The organism is Sphingomonas sp. (genome assembly GCF_031426035.1).
GTDB lineage: Bacteria > Pseudomonadota > Alphaproteobacteria > Sphingomonadales > Sphingomonadaceae > Sphingomicrobium.
In genome coordinates, this window is record NZ_JANPKO010000156.1 from 1 (window position 1) to 19,127 (window position 19,127).

The following is a 19,127-nucleotide window of genomic DNA, read 5'->3' on the forward strand; positions in this document are numbered from 1 at the left end:
TCGCCACCTCGCTGGCCTGGCTCAAGTCCAACGCGCCGCAGACCAGGATGCGGATGGTGTCGCGGGTAGCCGCCAGCGTGAGCTCGGCGACGACCACGGCGACATGCGCGTCATGGACCATGTGCGGATACTGGATCAGCATGTGGCGCGGCAGGTCGAGCACGGTCGATTCGAAGGCGTTGCGCATTTCTTCCTGAAGCTGGAAGAAGGCGGTGCCGTCGGTCACCAGCGGCTGGTGGATGGGGGCTTCCGCCGAGAGCACCGAAAGGCGCTCGTTGGCGCGCACCATCGCGCGTTCGATGAACAGCCCGTCGATGCGGCTCGGGTTCTCGATCGCGTCGGTCAGGCCGCGGCCCGGCTCGAGGTCGAGCGCCAGGGCGCCGGTGCCGAAATGGACATCGAGGTCGAGCAACGCGGTTGAGCGATGCGCGCGCTCGCCCATCAGCCATGCCAGCGAAGTGGCGATGGTCGACGCGCCGACGCCGCCGCGCACCCCGATCACCGCCGCCATCACGTGCGGCTTGTCGGCCTGGGTTTCACCGCGCGGGCCCGACAGCGTCATCTGCGCATTGGCGAAGGTGTCGCGCAGCTGGTCGACGGTGAACGGCTTGAGCAGATAGTCGTGGATGCCGCTGGCGACGAGGTCGCGGTAAAGGCGGACATCGTTGACCTGGCCGGTGGCGATCACGATCGTGCCCGGCTCGCACACCTCGGCCAGCGCGTTGATGTCGTTGAGCGGGTCGGCGCTCTCGCTGAGGTCGACGAACAGGATGTTCGGGCTGGCCGACACCGACAGCGACTGCACCGCGTTGCGCAGGCCGCCCTTGTTGACCTTCTCCGGCGACCAGCCGTGCTCGACCGCGACCGGCCGCAGCATGTCGGCGGTGGCATCGTCGCAGACGAACGCGGTGAACGGATCGCGCAATCCAGCGCGCGGATGAGCAGGGGCGTTCATCACTTGTCGTCCTTCTTGGTGTCGGCGATCTTGAGCGGCCGCTTGACCTGGCCGTCGATGATGCCGGTGAGCGGCCAATTCTGGTACATCACGATCGCCTTGGCGCCGGCGAACGCGTCGCCCACGCCAGTGCCTTCGCGGCCGTGGACGAGGTCCTGCGGATTGGCGACCATCGCCGCCAAGGCCGAGTTCACCCCGCAGCCGAAGTTGGGCAGCGTGCGATTGTTGTAATTGGGCTGGCCGGGCCGGTTCCAGTCCGGGCAACCGGCGACCGCCGCCTGCAGGCGGCTGACGATGACGCGGGCGCTGCCCGGCGCAACCGCTCCGGCGGTAACCGGCGCTCCGGCCGAAACCAGCAGTCCGTAATTGCCCGCGATGCGCTCGATTTCGGCCCGGGCGGCGCCCGCATAACCGGCATCGATGTAGATCGAGTCACCGTAGGACACGCCGAGGTTGCTGAAGAACGCGTCGAGGCGCGCGGCCTCCTGCGGCGGCAGCATGCCGTCCGGCGCGGCGACGTCGAACACATAGTCGGCGCGGCTGACAACCGGGGTGTGCACGGCGCTGACGCCGCGATCGGGCAGGTCCTGCGGCACGTGGTTGCAGCCGGCGACCGCCGAACCGAGCAATAGAAGACCGATCTTCATACGCATGATGGCATCCTTTCCTTGCGGCCCGCAGGTCACAGCTTGAACCCGGGCGCAGCAGCTGCGGCACCGGCACTGAGGCCGGGGGCGGGCGAAGCGGCCACCGGCCGCGCACCGCGCTGGCCTTCGTAGGGCTGGCCTTCCCACACGCGTTGCGGATCGGTCGGCGCGCGCAGCGCGTCGGTCGGCAGCGGAAGCTGGCCCGAAACCGGACGCACCAGGTACGGCGTGACGATGATCACCAGCTCCGTTTCCTGGCGGCGGAAGCTGTTCGAGCGGAACAGCGCGCCGAGGATCGGCAGGTCGCCGAGGAACGGCGCCTTGCTGATGTCATTGTTGGTCGAGTTGCGCAGCAGCCCGGCGATCATGAAGCTCTGGCCGGAACCGAGCTCGACGGTCGTCTCGGCGCGCCGCGTGGTCAGCGCCGGAATGACGAATTCCTGAAGCTTGACGCTGCCTTCGGTGGTCAGCTCGCTGACCTCCGGCCGCACCCGCATCGAAATGCGGCCATCGGCGAGGACGATCGGCGTGAACGCCAGGCTGACACCGTATTGCTTGTACTCGACGGTGACCGAGCCGAGCGTCGACGAGGTCGGGATCGGGAACTCGCCGCCGGCGAGGAAGCTCGCGGTTTCGCCTGACAAAGCGGTCAGGTTCGGTTCCGCCAGCGTGGTCACGAAACCGTCGCGCTCGGCGAGGTCGATCGCGCCGGCCAGGTCGAGGCCGAACAATTTGCCGGCCGCGCCAATCGTCGTGCCGCCGCCGAGCAGCGCGCCGACGTTGAACGGCGAGCTGCCGGGCCCGGTGGTCGCGGTGCCGTCGCCCTGGCCGATGCCGAACCTGAAGCCGCTGGTCGAATCGGAGGAGAACAAATTGACGCCGACCGATTTCAGCAGCGAGCGGTTCACTTCCGCGATCTTGACCTTGAGATTGACCTGCAGCGGCACCGCCGTCTTGAGACGGTTGACGGGCACGATCTTGAGCGGCTCGTCGGCCTTGAGCCCCGGGTTGAGCATGGCGCGGACGAGCATCTCGGCCTGTGTGCTGTCGGACGGCGACGCGACTGTGCCGTTGATGACCGCCATCTGGCCGACATTGGTGACGTGGATGTTGGAGTCCGGCATCGCCGCGCGCAGCATGTCGTTGACCGACGTGATGTTCTGGCTGACGCGGACGTTGGTGGCATAGACCACCGAGCCGTCGGCCGCGGTCGCGATGACCGTCGCCTCGCCCGATTCCTTGCCGAACAGGTTCAGCTGGCGCGGGCCGTTGACGTAGACGTCGGCGACACCGGGGTTCGAGGTCCACACGCTGGCGACGCTGCGGTTGAGGTTGACCATCTGGCCTTCCCCGGTCGACAGCAGCACCATCCCCGTGGGGCGGTAGGTCCCGGCCGGCGGAGCAGCCGCGGCAGGAGCGGCGAAGGGCAAGGTGCCGAGGCCGAGGGCCAGGGCCGCAAGCGCGACGCCGATGCGAGGATTACGACTGGTCATCTTAGCGGGCTCCCACCGGAACAACGGTAACGGCATTGCCGCGAGCGACGCGCACCACCGGGCCGGACGGCTCCGCGGACGCACCACCGTAGGCACCGCCGCGGCCCATCAGGGCGTTGGCGAACTTGCTGAGCGGATCCATGCTGTCACCGCCGCTCGACGAACGGCCCGGGACGCTGCGGCGCCGGAAGCGCGAGACGTCACCGCCCGTGGTGTAGGTCGTGTTGGTGTCGAGCGGGCGATTGGCGACCGCCAGCAGCATGCGCCGCTCGTCGGCCGGGTCGGTCCCGGCAGGCACCTTGATGTCGCCCGCGGCAACCGCACGCTCGAGCTCGGACGCGTTGTCGGCGATCGAGCGCAAGGACAGCGACAGCTGGCCCATGCTCTGCGCGACGGCGGCCTTCTCGGCGATGCGCGGCGTTACCTCGAGGGTGACGTTGGTGAACACCTTGACTTCGGTCTTGCCGTCCTCGCCCTTGCTGTCGATGCGCTGATCGGTGGCGAGCACGCGGACGTTGCGGACGATCGTCTCGGAAACCTTGAGCGCCTGGCCTTCGCCGCCGCCCGTGACTTCCTGGGTCAAGACCATGTCGACCCGGTCGCCCGGGAAGACGAAGCCGGCGACGCCGGTGGTGGCGTTGACGGGGACCGTGATGGCCCGCATGCCCGGACCAAGCGCCGCGGCGAGGAAGCCGCGGTCGTTGGGGCCGACCAGCGAACCGCGGGTCAGCGGCTGGCCGGCGGACACTTGGTAGCGCACGACGGTGCCAAGCAGCTTGGACATCTCGGAGCCCGGCTCACCCTCGGAGTAATAAGCGCTCTGGACGAGCTCCTTGGGCCACGGCTGATAGGTCAGGCTCTCGGCATCGATGATGGTGCCGACCGGCAACGCCTTGCGCGCCACCAGCACCTTGGGGCCGGTCGGGACCGCCTGCGCGGCCGCTTCCGGAGCGCCGGCTCCGACGAACATGTTCTTGGCCATGATCGCGGTGACCGCTGCAATCATCAGCGCGCCGACCAGCAGCATGATTTTTCTTACGTCCATGGCGAAATCGCCTCCCCTTCAGGGCCCCGTGTATGTTTCCACACATCAGGCAAATTGGTTAAGAAACCGTTGGGTGAGAATGGCGAGGCCGCCAAAAGCGATGGCGACCCCGTACGGAATTTGCGGCCGGCCGTCCTTGCGGCGGAGCCGGTGCAGGCCGAGCACGACCAGTGTCAGCACGCCCCCGGCAATCGACATCAGCACGATGAACTTGAGGGTGGTGGCGGGCGAAAACCACAGCGCGATCGCCGCCGCGAGCTTGACGTCGCCGCCGCCCATCATGCCGGCGTAAAAGGCCGCGGCGAACAGCGCGAACACCATAAGCGCAATGCCGACCTGGACCGCGATGTTGGGCCACAGCGGCAGCCCGCTCGACCACCAGAACGGGATCGCGAGCGCCGCGACGGCGAGGTTGAGCCGATTCGAAATGGTGAAAGTGCGGACGTCGATGACCGCCGCGACGACCAGCAGGATCGCCAGCAGGCCGAGCAACACTTCCATGATCAGCGTGGCGTCCATCACGGCGACACCTAGACGGCAGGGCTTACAAAACCGTAACCACGCCAGCCGATGGCCAGCCGGACCGCCCCCAGTACCGCGTGCGACGTGCTGATCGTCGGCGGCGGGATCGCCGGCGCCAGCCTTGGCGCCGCGATCGCGGCGCGGCGCCGGACCATCATCATCGAGGCCGAATCGCAGTGCGGCTTCCACGCCACCGGGCGGTCGGCGGCGTTCTGGATGGAATCCTATGGCGGGCCGGCGATTACCCCGCTGACCACCGCCTCGCGCGCCGCGCTCGGCACCGGCGGCTTTCTGTCGCCGCGCGGCGCACTGCATATCTCGGACGACGCGCCGATCGCGCCGGTCGCGGGGGTGGGCTCGCGCCAGGTCGCGCGGGCGGAGCTCGAACGAATCGTTCCCGGCATCCGCCCGAGCTGGCGCTATGCGCGCTACGAGCCGGGCTGCTCGGATATCGACGTGGCCGGCCTCCACGCGGCGTTTCTCGCCCAGTTCAGGCGCTCGGGCGGGTCGGTGGTGACCGATGCCGCGCTCAGCTCGGCGCGATTCGCGAGCGGCCGGTGGACGATCGCGCTGGCCGGCGGCGAGACGCTGACCGCCGCGGTGCTGGTCAACGCGGCCGGGGCGTGGGCCGACGTGGTTGCAGCAGCGGCCGGCGCCGCTCCGCTCGGCATCGCGCCGAAGCGGCGGACGATGGTCCAGCTCAGGGTCGCGCGCGACGGGCTGAGGGCGCTGCCGCTGATCAACGACGCGGCGGGCAAATTCTATTTCAAGGGCGAAGGCGACCGCAGCCTGTGGCTGAGCCCGCACGACGAGATCGACAGCGCCCCGGGCGACGCCGCGCCGGAGGAAATCGATGTCGCCACCGCGGTCGACCGGTTCCAGCAGGTGGTCGACTGGCCGGTGGAGGCGGTCGAGCGGCGCTGGGCGGGCTTGCGCAGCTTCGCCCCCGACCGCGCCCCGGTCTACGGCTTCGATTCGGGCGTGCCGGGCCTGTTCTGGTGCGCCGGGCAAGGCGGCTTCGGGATCCAGACCGCGCCCGCGGCGGCGAAGCTGGCGGCTGCCTTGCTACTGGGGGAGCAACCCGAGATCGATCCGGCGCCCTTTTCGCCTGGTCGCTTCGCCTAGCGCATCGCGTCGGCCGCGGCGCACGCGAGGGCGTCGGCGCGGTCGTTCTCGGGGTGGCCGCTGTGGCCCTTGACCCAATGCCATTCGATGCGGTGGCGGGCGCAGGCGTCGAGCAGGGATTGCCACAAATCGGCGTTCTTGACCGGCTTGCGGTCGGACGTCCGCCAGCCGTTCTTGCGCCAGCCATGGATCCACTTGGTGATTCCGTCGCGGACGTAATTGCTGTCGGTGTAGAGCGCGACCCGGCACGGCTTGCTGAGCGCGTTGAGGGCCTCGATCGCGGCGACCAGCTCCATCCGGTTGTTGGTGGTCAGCGGCTCGCCCCCCGACACTTCCTTTTCGCGCGCGCCCGCGCGTATCAGCGCCGCCCAGCCGCCCGGGCCGGGGTTGCCGCGGCACGCGCCGTCGGTGAAGATGTCGACCTTGGGAAGCTCGCTCATCGGGTCAGGCAACGAGCTCGCGCGGCAGCTTGAAGACCATGTTCTCGGGTCTGTGGTCGGCGATTTCCTCGGTCACCGCGAAGCGCGCGGCAAGCGCGTCGAGCACTTCGCGCACGAGCAGTTCGGGGGCCGACGCGCCGGCGGTTACGCCAAGCGAGGCCGGCGTCCCGACCCAGTCCCAGTCGATGTCGGTCGCCCGCTCGATCAGCTTGGCCGGAACCCCCATCCGCTGAGCGACCTCGGCCAGGCGCAGCGAATTGCTGCTGTTGGGCGCGCCGATCACCAGCATCCGCTCGCAGCGCGGGGCGATCGCCTTGACCGCCGCCTGGCGGTTGGAGGTGGCGTAGCAGATGTCCTCGCTCTTGGGCGCCTTGATCGTCGGGAACCGCGCCTGGAGCGCGGTGACCACCGCCGCGGTGTCGTCGACCGACAAAGTGGTCTGCGTCAGGAACGCCAGATTGCCGTCGGGCAGGGCCAAATCCGCGACATCCTCGACCGTCTCGACCAGGGTCATCGAGCCCGGCGGGACCTGGCCGAAGGTGCCGATCACCTCGGGATGGCCGGCATGGCCGATGAACAGGATATGCCGGCCCTCGGCGATCAGCCGCTCGGCCTGGCGATGGACCTTGGATACCAACGGGCAGGTCGCGTCGAGGTAATTGAGGCTGCGGCCGGCGGCCGCCTCGGGCACTGATTTGGGCACGCCATGGGCCGAAAATACCACCGGGCGGTCGTCGGGCACCTCGTCGAGCTCGTCGACGAACACCGCCCCGAGGCTGCGCAGGCGGTCGACCACGAACCGGTTGTGGACGATCTCGTGGCGGACGTAGACCGGCGCGCCGAACCGCTCGAGCGCGAGCTCGACGATCTGGATCGCGCGATCGACGCCGGCGCAGAATCCGCGCGGCGCGGCGATCAAAACGTGCAAGGGGGGGCGGGCCGTGGCCATTTGGCTGCGATGTAAGCGATTGCTTGCAGCGTTGAAAGGCGCTTCCTATGAACGCGCCACGCCCCTCGCCAAGGAAGTCCCGCCCGTGAAGCTTCGCCTCGTCCCGCTTGTGCTCCTCGCATTGCTGTCGTCCTGCTCGCGCCAGGGCAAGGTCGGCGACGGGGGCGTCTACACCGTCCGCAGCGTGTGCCCCGAGGTCGGCGTGCCCGCGGCGACCGGCGATATCACCTTGTTCAACCCGCCCGGCAACGTCACCGCGGGCGCGATCGACGTCACCGCGACGATCACCAACGTCCGCGGCAGCTGCCAGGACAGCGCCGGCGCCGATGTCGTCTCGACCGTCAGTTTCGACGTGCTCGGCGTGCGGTCGGTGCCCGGCCCGGCGCGCACCGTCGTGCTGCCCTATTTCAACGTCGTGGTTCAGGGCGGCAGCGAGGTGGTCGCCAAGCGGGTCGGCAATGTCGCATTGAATTTCGCCGACGGGGCGATGCGCGCCCAGACCTCGGGCCAGGCCACCACGCGGGTATCGCGCGCCGCCGCGACCCTGCCCGAGAACGTCCGCAAGGTGCTGACCAAGCGGCGCAAGCCGGGCGATGCCGACGCCGCGATCGACCCGCTGACCGATCCCGCCATCCGCGCCTCGGTCGCCCGCGCCAGCTTCGAGCATTTGGTCGGGTTCCAGATGAGCGACGCCCAACTGCGCTACAACGCCACTCGCTAGGCGCCTCGCCCAGCCGCAACGCAATTGACTTGAGCATGGCGTCCCGCCAAGGGTCGCGGCGTCTCCGGCGGCGTGCTGCCGGGAGGACGCGCGGGAGAGTGCGGCGGGCAACCGTCGCCGCCGAAGGAGCAACCGCCCCCGGAATCTCTCAGGCACCAGGGACCGCGCGCGCCTGACAGTCTGGAAAGTGCCCCGGCCCACTTGCCGGGACAGCCGAAGGGGTAACCCGGCATATTCGCCCGGGGAAAGCTCTCAGGTGCCAAGCGACAGACGGGGGCGGTGGTCCGGGCGGCAACGCCAGGCGGGCCGTCGCCCTTTGTGATTTGCCGGAGCGCCCGATGAGCCGAGAAGTCCATAACGGCCCGACCGACCAGACCCAGGCCCGCGGCGAGCCGTACCGCGGCGATCCCGACGGCGGCGAGGGGCCGGCCGAGGCGCCTCCGCAGCAGCTCGCGCTCGACGCGTGGCACCGCGCCAAGGGCGGGCGGATGGTGCCGTTCGCGGGATATCAGATGCCGGTCCAGTACGAAGGCATCATCGCCGAGCATCTGTGGGTGCGGGAGAGCGCCGGGCTGTTCGACGTCAGCCACATGGGGCAGCTGCTGATCCACGGCCAAGGCGCCGACAGCGCGCTCGAGACATTGCTGCCCGGCGAGCTGCGCGCGCTGCCCGACATGAAGCTGCGCTACTCGCTGCTGCTCGACGAGCATGGCGGGATCATCGACGACCTGATGGCGACCCGCCGCGGCGACGAATTCTACGTCGTCGTCAACGGCGCGACCAAGGCTGGCGACATCGCCGAGCTCGAGCGCCGCCTGCCGTCCGGGGTATTGGTCGATCACATGAAGGAACAGGCGCTGCTCGCGCTGCAGGGGCCCCGCGCCGCCGAGGTGCTGGAAGGCATCGCGCCCGGGGTGTCCGGGCTGACCTTCATGCAGGGCGGCGCGTTCCGCGCGGTCGCGCGGCCGGCGTGGATCAGCCGCTCGGGCTACACCGGCGAGGACGGGTTCGAGATCTCGATCGACGCGCATGGCGCGCGCGAGCTGGCCGAGGCGCTGGTAGCGGACGAACGGGTCAGGCCGATCGGGCTCGGCGCGCGCGATTCGCTGCGGCTCGAGGCCGGGCTGCCGCTGTACGGCCACGACATCGACCGCGACACCACCCCGGTCATGGCCGGGCTCCAGTTCGCGATCAACAAGCGCCGCCGCGCCGAGGGCGGCTTCCCCGGCGCCGAGCGCATCCTCGCCGAGCTCGCCAATGGCCCGGTGCAGAAGCGCGTCGGCTTCGCGGTCGACGGCCGCCAGCCGGTGCGCGAGGGCGCGCGGGTGCTCGACGGCGAGGGCAATGAAGTCGGCCGGATCACCAGCGGCGGCCATTCGCCGAGCCTCGGGCGGCCGATCGCGATGGGCTATGTCGCCGCGCATCTCGCCGAGCCGGGCACCGCGCTCAAGCTCGAGAGCCGCGCCAAATTGTGCGACGCGAGCGTCGCGCCGATGCCGTTCGTCCCCCACCGCTACCACCGCAAGGGAGCCCCCGCATGAGCCTGTATTTCACCCGCGAGCATGAATGGATCAAGGTCGACGGCGACACCGCGACGGTCGGGATTTCCGACCATGCCCAGGGCGCGCTCGGCGACATCGTGTTCGCCGAGGTGCCCGAGGCGGGCAAGCGCCTGGCCAAGGGCGACGACGCGGCGGTGGTCGAATCGGTCAAGGCGGCGTCGGACGTTTATGCGCCAGTCGGCGGCGAGGTGATCGAGGGCAATAATGCGGTCGCCGAGGACCCCAGCCTGATCAACAGCGACGCCGAAGGCGAGGGCTGGTTCTTCAAGCTGAAGCTGGCCGACCCGGGCGAGCTCGACGGGCTGATGGACGAGGCCGCCTACCGCGAATGGGTCACCACGCTCTGAGCGATCCGCCCGCCTTGAGCGACCCCGTCGCCTCGACCAGCCAGTGGGACGCGGCCGATTATGCGCGGCTCGGCGGGTTCGTGCCCGCGCTCGGCGCCGCCGCGCTCGACCTGCTCGACCCGCAGCCGGGCGAGCATATCCTCGACGTCGGCTGCGGCGACGGCTCGCTGACCCAGCAGATCGTCGAGCGCGGCGCGAGCGTGGTCGGGATCGACAACAGCCTGAGCATGATCGGCGCCGCGCGCGCGCGCGGGCTCGATGCGCGGCTGATGGACGCCGCGCAGCTTAAGTTCGCCGAAGCGTTCGACGCCGCTTTCTCCAACGCCACGCTGCACTGGGTGCTCGACAAGGAACGCGCCGCGCGCGCGATCTGGTTTGCATTGAAGCCGGGCGGGCGGTTTGCCGGGGAAATGGGCGGCGAGGGGAATCTTGCCCGCCTGCGCGAGGCGCTCGACGAGGTGCTTGTGCTTCGCGGCTACGGCCCGCCGACCTTTGCCGCCAACTGGTACCCGTCGGTCGAGGAATTCCTAGCCGTGTATGAGGCCGCGGGGTTCACCGGCGAGATCGACGCGCGGCTGGTCGAGCGCCCGACCCCGCTCGAGCATGGCGTCGCGGCGTGGGTCACCACCTTCCGCGCCGGCTGGCTCGACCGCGCCGGGGTGCCGCACGCCGAGCGCGCCGAAATCGCCGCCGCGGTGGCCGATGCCTTCGACACCGACGTGGCCGACTATGTCCGGCTGCGGTTCATCATGAGAAAGCCTGATTGATGCGTTATTTGCCCTTGAGTGACGGTGACCGCGGCGAAATGCTGGCCGCGATCGGCGCCGGCGACATCGACGAACTGTTCCGCGACGTGCCCGCCGAGGCGCGGCTCTCGGGGCCGATCGAGGGGCTGCCCAACCATGCCAGCGAGCTGTCGGTCGAGCGCCAGCTGACCGCCTTGTCGCGCAAGAATCTGGTCGCGGGAGAGGCGCCGTTTTTCCTCGGCTGCGGCGCTTACCGCCACCATGTCCCGGCCAGCGTCGACCATATCATCCAGCGCGGCGAGTTTTTGACTGCCTACACGCCGTACCAGCCCGAAATCGCGCAGGGCACGCTGCAGGTGCTGTTCGAATTCCAGACCCAGGTCGCGCGATTGTTCGGGTGCGAGGTCGCCAACGCCTCGATGTACGACGGCTCGACCGCGTGCTGGGAAGCGATCGGCATGGCGCGGCGGATCACGCGGCGGACCAAGGCGATCCTGTCGGGCGGGCTGCACCCGCATTATGTCTCGGTCGCGCGGACCATGGCCAAGTTCACCGGCGACACGCTCGACACCGCGGTGCCCGCGCTCGATGCGGCGACCGACGCCGAAGCGCTGATCGCGGCGATCGACGGCGAGACCAGCTGCGTGGTGGTGCAATACCCCGACATCCTCGGCCGCATCACCGACCTCACGCCAATCGCCGAAGCGGCGCATGCGGCCGGCGCATTGCTGGTCGCGGTGGTCACCGAGCCGGTGGCGCTGGGGCTGATCAAGGCGCCGGGCGAGATGGGCGCCGATATCGTCGTCGGCGAAGGCCAGTCGATCGGCGTCGGGCTGCAGTTCGGCGGGCCGTATGTCGGGCTGTTCGCGTGCCGCGAAAAACATGTCCGGCAAATGCCCGGGCGCCTGGCGGGCGAGACCGTCGATGCGGAAGGCAAGCGCGGCTTCGTGCTGACGCTGTCGACCCGCGAGCAGCATATCCGCCGCGAGAAAGCGACCAGCAACATCTGCACCAACTCGGGGCTGTGCGCGCTGGCGTTTTCGGTCCACATGAGCCTGCTCGGCGAGCAGGGATTGCGGCAATTGGCGGCGCTCAACCATTCACGCGCGGCAAATGTTGCCGAGCGGCTTGCGGCGATCCCGGGGGTCGAGCTGGTCAACGACAGCTTCTTCAACGAATTCACCGTGCGTCTGCCGGTCGAAGCGCGGCCGGTGGCGCGCGCGCTGGCCGACCAGGGCATTTTGGGCGGGGTCTCGCTGGGCCGGCTCTACCCGGGGGTCGAGGCTTTGCAGAACGGGCTGGTGGTGGCGGTCACCGAGACGGTCACCGACGCGGACATCGACGCCTTCGATGCCGCGCTGAAGGAGGCGGTGCAATGACCGTCAACCCGTCGGGATGGCGCCCGTCGACGCCGGCCAACGCTCAAGGTGAGGCGACGACGGTTACAGGCAACCGTGCCTTGATGCTCGAAGAGCCGCTGCTGTTCGAGATTGGCGATGCCGAGACGACTGGGGTCGATTTCGACAGGCCCTCCCCCGGCCCCTCCCGCTGGGCGGGAGGGGAGCAACTTGCTCGCACGTCGCCGCTCGGCCTCGCCGGCCTATCCGAGCCCGAGGCGGTGCGGCATTACACGCGGCTGAGCCGGCAGAATTACGCGATCGACCTCGGGCTGTTCCCGCTCGGGTCGTGCACCATGAAGCACAACCCGCGGTTGAACGAGAAGGTCGCGCGGCTGCCGGGGTTTGCCGACATCCACCCGCTCCAGCCGACCGACACCGTCCAAGGCGCGCTCGAGCTGATCGACCTCGTCGGCCACTGGCTGACCACGCTGACCGGGATGCCGGCGGTGGCGATGAGCCCCAAGGCCGGCGCCCACGGCGAATTGTGCGGCTTGCTGTGCATCCGCGCCGCGCTCGAGGCGCGCGGCGATGCGCGGCAGGTGGTGCTGGTGCCCGAAAGCGCGCACGGCACCAACCCCGCGACCGCGGCGTTCGCCGGCTACCGCGTCGAGGACATCCCAGCCAACGCCGCGGGGCGGGTCGACCTCGACGCATTGAAGGCGCGGCTCGGGCCTGATGTCGCCGCGGTGATGATCACCAACCCCAACACCTGCGGGCTGTTCGAGCCCGACATGAAGGCGATTTCGGACGCGGTCCACGCCGCCGGGGCGCTGGTCTATTGCGACGGCGCCAATTTCAACGCGATCGTCGGCAAGGTTCGCCCCGGCGACCTCGGCATCGACGCCATGCACATCAATCTGCACAAGACCTTCTCCACCCCGCACGGCGGCGGCGGGCCGGGGTCGGGGCCGGTGGTGCTGTCGAAAGCGCTGGCGCCGTTCGCGCCGCTGCCGTTCATCGAAAAGCGCGGCGACCGCTTCGAGCTGGTCGAAGAGGAGACCGCGGGCGAGCACCACGGGCGCAGCTTCGGGCGGATGGTCGCGTTCCACGGCCAGATGGGAATGTTCACCCGCGCCGCCGCCTACATGCTGAGCCACGGTGCCGACGGCTTGGCCCAGGTCGCCGAGGACGCGGTGCTCAACGCCAATTACGTGCTGCGCGCGCTCGAGGACGTGCTCGACGCGCCGTTCGCTTCGAGCGGGCCGTGCATGCACGAGGCGATCTTCTCCGACAAAGGTTTTTCTAACGGCCTGAGCACGATCGATCTGGCCAAGGCGCTGATCGACGAGGGCTTCCACCCGATGACGATGTACTTTCCACTCGTCGTCCACGGCGCGATGCTGGTCGAACCGACCGAGACCGAATCGCGCGCCGCGCTCGACCAGTTCATCGCCGCGATGCGTTCGATCGCCGAGCGGGCGCGGGCGGGGGACGAGACGCTCAAGGCGGCGCCGGTCCATGCCCCGCGGCGGCGGCTCGACGAGACGTTGGCGGCGCGCAAACCGGTGCTAACCTGGCGCGCGCCGGCGCCGGCAGCGGCGGGCGAGCCGAGCCCGAGCGAGGCCGGGGGCCGCTGATGAGCTGGGACGCGCTGTTCGTCCTCACCAACGCCATCGCCTTTGCCGGCTGGGCGGCGCTGGCGCTGCTGCCGCGGGGGCCGAAAGTGTCGGCGCTGGTGCTCTATCTCGGGGTCGGGCTGCTGTGCCTCGCCTACACCGCGATGTTTATCGCGCTGTTCGGCGGGCTTGCCGACCCGCAGCGGCTGCCCGGCCTGCCGCCGCCCGACCTCGGCGACTATTCGGTCGATGGGTTGCGCGCCTTTTTCATGAGCGACGGCGGAATCGTGATCGGCTGGACGCATTATCTCGCGTTCGACCTGTTCGTCGGCCAGTGGATCGCCAAAGATGCTGACAACAAAGGCTTTTCGCGGATCGCGCAGGTCCCGTTCCTGTTCGTGACGCTGATGGCGGGGCCGATCGGGCTGCTGGCGTGGCTGGTGGTGCGCGAGCGCCGGGCGCGCGCGGCTGCCCGCACGGAATGAGCGGCGAGCGCTTTTATGAGGGCCCGGCGAGCAGCGACGCACGGCGTTCGGCCCCCGCGGCGCTGCGCAATCGCGAGCCGATCGCCGAGGTGCTGCGCGACTGGCTGCCGGAGCGCGGGCTGGTGCTCGAGATCGCCAGCGGGACGGGCGAGCATGTGGTGCATTTCGCGCGCGCGTTCCCGGCGCTCGAGTGGCAACCGAGCGACGCCGACCCCGGCGCGCTGGCCTCGATCGCCGCGTGGCGCGAGCAGGCGGGGCTGTCCAACATCCGGCCCCCGGTCGAAATCGATGCCGCGGCGCCTGATTGGCCGATCGCCGCGGCCGACGCGGTGCTGAGCCTCAACATGGTGCATATTTCGCCGTGGATCGCGGCGTTGGGGCTGCTCTACGGCGCCGCGCGGCTGCTTGGGCCGGGCGCGCCGCTGATCCTCTACGGGCCGTGGCTCGAAGCGGGGGTCGAAGCCGCACCGAGCAATCTCGCGTTCGATGCCCAGCTCAAGGCGCGCAATCCCGAGTGGGGCCTGCGCCTGGTCGAGGATTTCGCAGCGGAGGCCGCCCGCCGCGGCCTATCGCTGGCCGAGCGGCGCGCGATGCCGGCCAACAACCTCATGCTGCTCTTGCGCCGGGACGACTGAAAGCCCGTCCGAATTAAAGGAAGTTTTACCAGATCGCCTTATGGTCGCGCGCATGGACCATAGCCCCGACCCCCAGATCCGCCGTTCGCGCCGGTCTAACGTGCTGCTCGCCGCGACCCTCGAGGTCGGCGGCGCGGTGACCAAGGTGCGCTTGCGCAACCTGTCGGAGGACGGCGCGCTGGTCGATGGCGACCTGCTGCCCGAGGCCGGTGCCGAAGTCGTGTTCCGGCGCAACGAACTGGTCCAGCGCGGGCGCATCGCATGGGTCCACGGCAAGCATGCCGGGGTCGCGTTCGACAGCCCGCTCAAGCCGCAGGACGTGCTGCGCCACGTGCCGCCGGCGGGGCCCAAGCCCGAACCCAAGTTCTGGCGGCCCGGAATCGCCACGCGGCCATTGACCGCGGCCGAGAAGAAGCAGGTCGAAAGCTGGAGCTGAGCGCGGCGGCGGCGTGCTGATTTTCACGGCGCAACGTCACGCCGCGCGCATTTCCTCGCGCTGCTCGTGAAGCCAGGCGACCAGCTCGGCGAGCGCCATCATGTTACTGAAGTTGATTCCAAAGCAGCCCGCTGCGGCCCAGCTGATCACGCCATGGCGCGCGGCCAGCCCGGGCAGCGTCACGATCACTTCGTCGCCGACTTGCAGGATGCGGTCGCTTTCGACCTTGAGCCCGCCTTGCGACACGTCGCGGGTGCGCACCGCGAAGGCGGTCGCGCCCTGGCGCACGGTAGCGGTGCATTGCACTTCGATCCGCGGCAGGCGCGGGCGCAGGCTGTCGGGGACCGGGGCGAGCAAGGCGATGACGTCGACCGGCGTATCGAAGGTGACGCCGAGGTTGCCGTCGCTGGCCCAGGTCACCGAGCCGCGGATCATCTCGCCGCGCTTGAGCTCGACCGACAGCGTGGCACCGACGGCAATCGGGCAGTAGGCGCGGATCAGCATCCCGCCGGCGGAAATGTTCTTGATCAGGCATAATTCGCGGCGGTCCTCGACCACCACCGCGCCGAGCCGGAACAGCGTCATCAACCGGTTGTCGCCGCGCCGCTCGGCCGGCTCGGGAAGCGCGTCGGACAGCGAATAAAGGGTCGCTTCGACCGGCTGCGTTTGAAGCTGCATTCCCACCTCTTGATCGTCAGGCGCCAAATGCCCGGGTTGCCGCCGGAGCGCGCCGCTTTGCCTATGACGGCGGCTGTTACCGATTGGTTGCGGTTTCGTCCGACTTGGCATGGATTGTGCCCCGATGTGGCGCGTCGAGCCGCACAATTGCAGGCGGCGAGGTTTGTCGCCGGCCGCGCGGCGCGCTATCATGCGCGGCGAAGGGAACGGGGTATGCGACGCATGCGGTTTCTTGCTGGGCTCGGCGCGGCGGCGCTGGCGGTGCCGCTGGGCGCTCAGACCAGGACCACCACGCTCGACGCGGTGTCGCTGCCGCAGCCGATCGACACGGTGACCCAGGCGCAGGACGTGCGCTTCAAGGACGACGGCCACGACCGCATGACGGTGGCGGTGCGTCTGTCCGGTTCGGGGCCGTACCGCTTCCTCGTCGACACCGGCGCCGACCGCACCGCGGTGTCGAGCGAATTGGCCAAGCGGCTCGGACTGACGGCCGGGCCCAACGCCCTGCTGCACAGCGTCACCGGGGTGTCGACCGTGGCCACCGCGCAATTGCCGCGGCTGCAACTCAGCCACGCCGAGATGAAGATCGCCGACGCGCCACTGCTGAGCGACCTCAACATCGGCGCCGACGGCATCCTGGGGGTCGATTCGCTGCGCGCCCAGCGCGTGCTGTTCAACTTCAAGGCGCGCACGATGACGATCGTCCCCGCGGCGCACAAGGTGATCCCGCACGAGGAGGGGACGATCGTCGTGCGCGCGCGCGAGAAGAACGGGCGGCTGGTGCTGACCAGTGCCAACGCCGACGGCGCGCGATTGAGCGTGGTGCTCGACACCGGCTCGGAAGTGAGCATCGGCAACAGCGCGCTGCGGCGGCGGCTGATGGCGGGCAACGTGCTGCAGCGGTCGGGCAAGGTGTCGCTGCAATCGGTCACCGGCGAGCAATTGACCGGCGAATATATGGTGCTCGAGAAGCTCGAGATCGGCGGCGTGCTGCTGGAGAACTTGGCGATCGTGTTCGCCGACGCGCACACCTTCAAAAAGCTCGGGCTCGACAAGCGCCCGGCCCTGCTGCTGGGGATGAACGCGATGCGCGCGTTCGACAAGGTGACGATCGATTTCGCCAACAAGAAGCTGCGGGTGACGCTGCCCGAGCATGGCAGCCTCGAGCAGGCGCAGTTCGCCCAGCGCTAAGGCCGGGAATCCGGGTCGTCGCGTCCTAGAAGATCAGGACGAGGACGATGATCAACAGGATCAATCCGCCGAGGCCGATGTACATGGTGACGCTCCTCCGATGGGGTCGCCGGTGAAACGGCTGCGGGGGCGGCGCGGTTCCGGCGGCGGGCATTTGCCGGCCGGGAATCAGGCGGCGGCGTAGAGCCGTTCGATGTCGGCGGCGAAGGCGAGGTCGGTGCCGGGGGTGAGCGCGGCGGCGGCGCCGGCGGCGATGCCGAGCCTGAGCGCATCATCCGCCGCCACGCCCGCGGCGAGGCCGTAGACCATCGCCGCGAGAAAGCTGTCGCCGGCGCCGACCGCGCTGCGGGTGTCGACCGCGAGCGCGGGCACGAATGCGGCGCCGGCGGGGGTGGCAAGCACGGCGCCGTCGCGGCCGAGCGTCACCGCGACCAGCTCGGACCCGCCGCGCGCGACGATGTCCGCCGCCGCCGCGATGATTGCGCCAGTGTCGGGCAGCGGCCTGCCGACCAGTTCCTCGAACTCGCCGCGGCTTGGTTTGATCATGAACAGGCCGCCGTGCGCCAGCGCCTCTCGCAAGGCCTCGCCCGAGGTATCGAGGACCAGTCGAGTCGTGCGAGGAAGGCGCTGGGCGAGCTGGACGTAGAAATCGTCCGGCACGCCGCGCGGCAGCGAACCGCTGGCGACAAGATAATCGCAGGCGGTTGCCGCGACATGCTCGAGGCAGGCGCGCCACTCGGCATCGGCGACCTCGGGGCCTTCGGGAACGAAGCGATACTCGACACCGGTCGAGCGCTCGTAGACGGCGACGCTCAGGCGGGTGTCGTCGGCGATCGCGAGGCGGGTGCGGGCGACCCGCTCGCGCTCGAGCAATTCGTCGAGCAGGCGCCCGGTGAAGCCGCCGGCAAGGTACAGCGCGTTGACATCGGCACCGACGCGGCCGAGCACGCGGGCGACGTTGATGCCGCCGCCGCCGGGATCCATCCGCTCGTTGAAGGTGCGCGTCTTCTGGGTGTGGCGGACGGCGTCGGCCTCGCACGCGTTGTCGATGCTCGGGTTGAGCGTCAGCGTGGCGATCCGCGCCGCCGGCGGCGCCGGGAACGCGGCGCTCACCGTGGCAGCACAACCCGCGGCCAGCCGTCTTCCCACACCAGCGGCGCGACCAGCATCACGCGGCGGGTGTTGATGTCGTCGCTCGGCTTGGTGCGCGGGCGGGTGATGTCGACCGCGTGATAGACGATCCAGTCGCGGCCGTTCGCGTCGGTGGCGACCGCATTGTGGCCCGGCGCGAGCCATTTGCCGTATCTCTCGAGGATCACCGCGGGGCGGTCCTTGGGCTCCTCGAACGGCCCGGTGGCGCTGCGTGAGCGCGCGACCAGCACCGCGTAATGGGCCTTGGGCCCGCAGCAATTGTCGCCCGAGTAGAACATGTAATAATAATCGCCGCGGCGGACGACCCAGGCGCCCTCGATCAGCCGGCGATACTCGTTGACGTCCTCCGATTTGACCACCGGGATAAGGTCGGCCGGGGCGCTGCTGGGGGCGAACGAGATGCGGTCGGGGGCCAGCTCCTGGACCTTGATCGGCTGGAACCCCGAGCCCCAGTAGAGCAAGCGCTTGCCGGTCGCGGGGTCGTCATAGGCCATCGGGTCAATGTTGACGAAGCCGTCCCCGCACTGGAGCGGCTTGCCGATGTCGACGAACGGGCCGAGCGGGCTGCCCGCGGTGGCGACGGCGAGGCACAGGCCGCGCTTCTTGTCGGTCAGCGCGGCATCGGGCTTGGCCGAATAATAGAGGTAGTAAGTGTCGCCGTGGCGCTCGACGTGCGGCGCCCAGAAGTCCTGCGTCTTGCTCGCCCAAGAAGGCTTGGCGGGGAGCGCGTCGCCGAGATGCTCCCAGCGCAGCAGGTCGGGCGAGCGAGCGACTTGCAGATTGACCCATTTGCCGCCGACCTCGCTCTGGGTGGCGTAGGCGTAATAGAAGCCGTCGGGCGCCTTGATCACCGCGGGGTCGGGGAAATCGGCGTCGAGCACCGGCGCGGCGGGCGCGAGCGGAAGCGGGGCGGTGAGCGGGGCGCAGCCGGTGAGCAGCGCGGCAAGGACCAGGACGAGCTTTGTCATGGCTGCCAGCATAAGCGCGGCAGTCGCGGGCCGATAGGGGTTCTCATTGCCCGCGCGTGTCCCTAACGCGCCGC

Annotated in this window: 22 protein-coding genes and 2 riboswitches; of the genes, 11 read left to right on the forward strand and 11 right to left on the reverse strand. The window is 69.5% G+C overall.

Annotated features, from left to right (window positions below; translation table 11 throughout):
• The 5 genes from RMP08_RS11545 to RMP08_RS11565 all read right to left on the reverse strand — a co-directional run.
• Positions 1 to 955 (reverse strand): pilus assembly protein CpaE (locus RMP08_RS11545; RefSeq protein WP_310469148.1); only part of this gene is annotated, 955 nt, incomplete at its 3' end.
• Positions 955 to 1,608 carry a CpaD family pilus assembly protein gene (locus RMP08_RS11550; protein WP_310469149.1) on the reverse strand — a complete coding sequence of 218 codons (654 nt, stop codon included), beginning with the start codon at positions 1,606 to 1,608 and terminating at the stop codon, positions 955 to 957. The genes RMP08_RS11545 and RMP08_RS11550, both read right to left, overlap by 1 nt.
• A 29-nt stretch (positions 1,609 to 1,637) precedes the next feature.
• Positions 1,638 to 3,095 carry a type II and III secretion system protein family protein gene (locus RMP08_RS11555; protein ID WP_310469150.1) on the reverse strand — a complete coding sequence of 486 codons (1,458 nt, stop codon included), beginning with the start codon at positions 3,093 to 3,095 and terminating at the stop codon, positions 1,638 to 1,640.
• 1 nt (position 3,096) lies between these two features.
• Positions 3,097 to 4,140, reverse strand: a complete 1,044-nt coding sequence (gene cpaB / locus RMP08_RS11560; protein ID WP_310469151.1) for a Flp pilus assembly protein CpaB — start codon at positions 4,138 to 4,140, stop codon at positions 3,097 to 3,099.
• Positions 4,141 to 4,185: 45 nt separating this feature from the next.
• The gene (locus tag RMP08_RS11565; protein WP_310469152.1) at positions 4,186 to 4,659 is read right to left on the reverse strand and encodes a prepilin peptidase; all 474 of its coding nucleotides are present in this window, start codon (positions 4,657 to 4,659) and stop codon (positions 4,186 to 4,188) included.
• A 51-nt stretch (positions 4,660 to 4,710) separates the two neighbouring features.
• Between RMP08_RS11565 and RMP08_RS11570 the strand changes: the two genes are divergently transcribed.
• Positions 4,711 to 5,787: an FAD-binding oxidoreductase gene (locus RMP08_RS11570; RefSeq protein ID WP_310469153.1), complete on the forward strand. Its 1,077-nt coding sequence runs from the start codon at positions 4,711 to 4,713 to the stop codon at positions 5,785 to 5,787.
• On the opposite strand, the gene rnhA is transcribed toward RMP08_RS11570, so the two are convergent.
• Together rnhA and ispH are read right to left on the reverse strand one after the other, a co-directional pair.
• Positions 5,784 to 6,227: a ribonuclease HI gene (rnhA, locus tag RMP08_RS11575; RefSeq protein WP_310469154.1), complete on the reverse strand. Its 444-nt coding sequence runs from the start codon at positions 6,225 to 6,227 to the stop codon at positions 5,784 to 5,786. The two genes, RMP08_RS11570 and rnhA, sit on opposite strands and share 4 nt — an antisense overlap.
• A gap of 4 nt (positions 6,228 to 6,231) precedes the next feature.
• Positions 6,232 to 7,176 (reverse strand): 4-hydroxy-3-methylbut-2-enyl diphosphate reductase, encoded by a 945-nt coding sequence (gene ispH / locus RMP08_RS11580; RefSeq protein WP_310469155.1) that lies wholly within the window; start codon positions 7,174 to 7,176, stop codon positions 6,232 to 6,234.
• Between the two features lie 85 nt (positions 7,177 to 7,261).
• Between ispH and RMP08_RS11585 the strand changes: the two genes are divergently transcribed.
• The 9 genes from RMP08_RS11585 to RMP08_RS11625 all read left to right on the forward strand — a co-directional run bounded on the left by RMP08_RS11585 (position 7,262) and on the right by RMP08_RS11625 (position 15,064).
• Positions 7,262 to 7,897: a hypothetical protein gene (locus tag RMP08_RS11585; RefSeq protein WP_310469156.1), complete on the forward strand. Its 636-nt coding sequence runs from the start codon at positions 7,262 to 7,264 to the stop codon at positions 7,895 to 7,897.
• Between the two features lie 81 nt (positions 7,898 to 7,978).
• Positions 7,979 to 8,072, forward strand: a riboswitch (glycine riboswitch).
• A gap of 1 nt (position 8,073) precedes the next feature.
• Positions 8,074 to 8,171: riboswitch (glycine riboswitch) on the forward strand.
• Positions 8,172 to 8,235: 64 nt separating this feature from the next.
• Entirely contained in the window at positions 8,236 to 9,438 is a 1,203-nt protein-coding gene (gene gcvT, locus RMP08_RS11590) for a glycine cleavage system aminomethyltransferase GcvT (RefSeq protein WP_310469157.1), read from the forward strand.
• Positions 9,435 to 9,806: a glycine cleavage system protein GcvH gene (gene gcvH / locus RMP08_RS11595; protein ID WP_310469158.1), complete on the forward strand. Its 372-nt coding sequence runs from the start codon at positions 9,435 to 9,437 to the stop codon at positions 9,804 to 9,806. Before gcvT ends, gcvH begins: the two co-directional genes overlap by 4 nt.
• On the forward strand, positions 9,788 to 10,573 hold the full coding sequence (locus tag RMP08_RS11600; RefSeq protein ID WP_310469159.1) for a class I SAM-dependent methyltransferase: 786 nt from the start codon (positions 9,788 to 9,790) through the stop codon (positions 10,571 to 10,573). Before gcvH ends, RMP08_RS11600 begins: the two co-directional genes overlap by 19 nt.
• The gene (gene gcvPA, locus RMP08_RS11605) at positions 10,573 to 11,931 is read left to right on the forward strand and encodes an aminomethyl-transferring glycine dehydrogenase subunit GcvPA (RefSeq protein WP_310469160.1); all 1,359 of its coding nucleotides are present in this window, start codon (positions 10,573 to 10,575) and stop codon (positions 11,929 to 11,931) included. The genes RMP08_RS11600 and gcvPA overlap by 1 nt, the downstream gene beginning before the upstream one ends.
• A complete protein-coding gene (gcvPB, locus tag RMP08_RS11610; RefSeq protein ID WP_310469161.1) occupies positions 11,928 to 13,529 on the forward strand; it encodes an aminomethyl-transferring glycine dehydrogenase subunit GcvPB in 1,602 nt (533 codons plus the stop codon). The genes gcvPA and gcvPB overlap by 4 nt, the downstream gene beginning before the upstream one ends.
• Positions 13,529 to 13,993: an ABA4-like family protein gene (locus tag RMP08_RS11615; RefSeq protein ID WP_310469162.1), complete on the forward strand. Its 465-nt coding sequence runs from the start codon at positions 13,529 to 13,531 to the stop codon at positions 13,991 to 13,993. Before gcvPB ends, RMP08_RS11615 begins: the two co-directional genes overlap by 1 nt.
• Entirely contained in the window at positions 13,990 to 14,628 is a 639-nt protein-coding gene (locus RMP08_RS11620) for a DUF938 domain-containing protein (RefSeq protein WP_310469163.1), read from the forward strand. Before RMP08_RS11615 ends, RMP08_RS11620 begins: the two co-directional genes overlap by 4 nt.
• Positions 14,629 to 14,680: 52 nt before the next feature.
• On the forward strand, positions 14,681 to 15,064 hold the full coding sequence (locus tag RMP08_RS11625; RefSeq protein WP_310469164.1) for a PilZ domain-containing protein: 384 nt from the start codon (positions 14,681 to 14,683) through the stop codon (positions 15,062 to 15,064).
• Positions 15,065 to 15,100: 36 nt separating this feature from the next.
• Here the strand turns inward: RMP08_RS11625 and RMP08_RS11630 are convergent, their stop codons facing one another.
• Complete coding sequence (locus RMP08_RS11630; RefSeq protein WP_310469165.1) at positions 15,101 to 15,742, reverse strand: PilZ domain-containing protein; 642 nt, start codon at positions 15,740 to 15,742, stop codon at positions 15,101 to 15,103.
• Between the two features lie 213 nt (positions 15,743 to 15,955).
• On the opposite strand from RMP08_RS11630, the gene RMP08_RS11635 reads away from it, so the two are divergent.
• Positions 15,956 to 16,933 carry an aspartyl protease family protein gene (locus tag RMP08_RS11635; RefSeq protein WP_310469166.1) on the forward strand — a complete coding sequence of 326 codons (978 nt, stop codon included), beginning with the start codon at positions 15,956 to 15,958 and terminating at the stop codon, positions 16,931 to 16,933.
• A gap of 25 nt (positions 16,934 to 16,958) precedes the next feature.
• Here RMP08_RS11635 and RMP08_RS11640 read toward each other — a convergent pair whose 3' ends face one another.
• From RMP08_RS11640 to RMP08_RS11650, 3 genes are read right to left on the reverse strand one after another with little or no spacing between them, the layout of a single operon-like run.
• Positions 16,959 to 17,087 (reverse strand): hypothetical protein, encoded by a 129-nt coding sequence (locus tag RMP08_RS11640; protein WP_310469167.1) that lies wholly within the window; start codon positions 17,085 to 17,087, stop codon positions 16,959 to 16,961.
• Between the two features lie 14 nt (positions 17,088 to 17,101).
• Positions 17,102 to 18,046, reverse strand: a complete 945-nt coding sequence (locus RMP08_RS11645) for a 1-phosphofructokinase family hexose kinase (RefSeq protein ID WP_310469168.1) — start codon at positions 18,044 to 18,046, stop codon at positions 17,102 to 17,104.
• Positions 18,043 to 19,053, reverse strand: coding sequence for a glycoside hydrolase family 43 protein (locus RMP08_RS11650; RefSeq protein WP_310469169.1), 1,011 nt, complete (start codon positions 19,051 to 19,053; stop codon positions 18,043 to 18,045). Before RMP08_RS11650 ends, RMP08_RS11645 begins: the two co-directional genes overlap by 4 nt.
• Positions 19,054 to 19,127 lie beyond the last annotated feature (74 nt).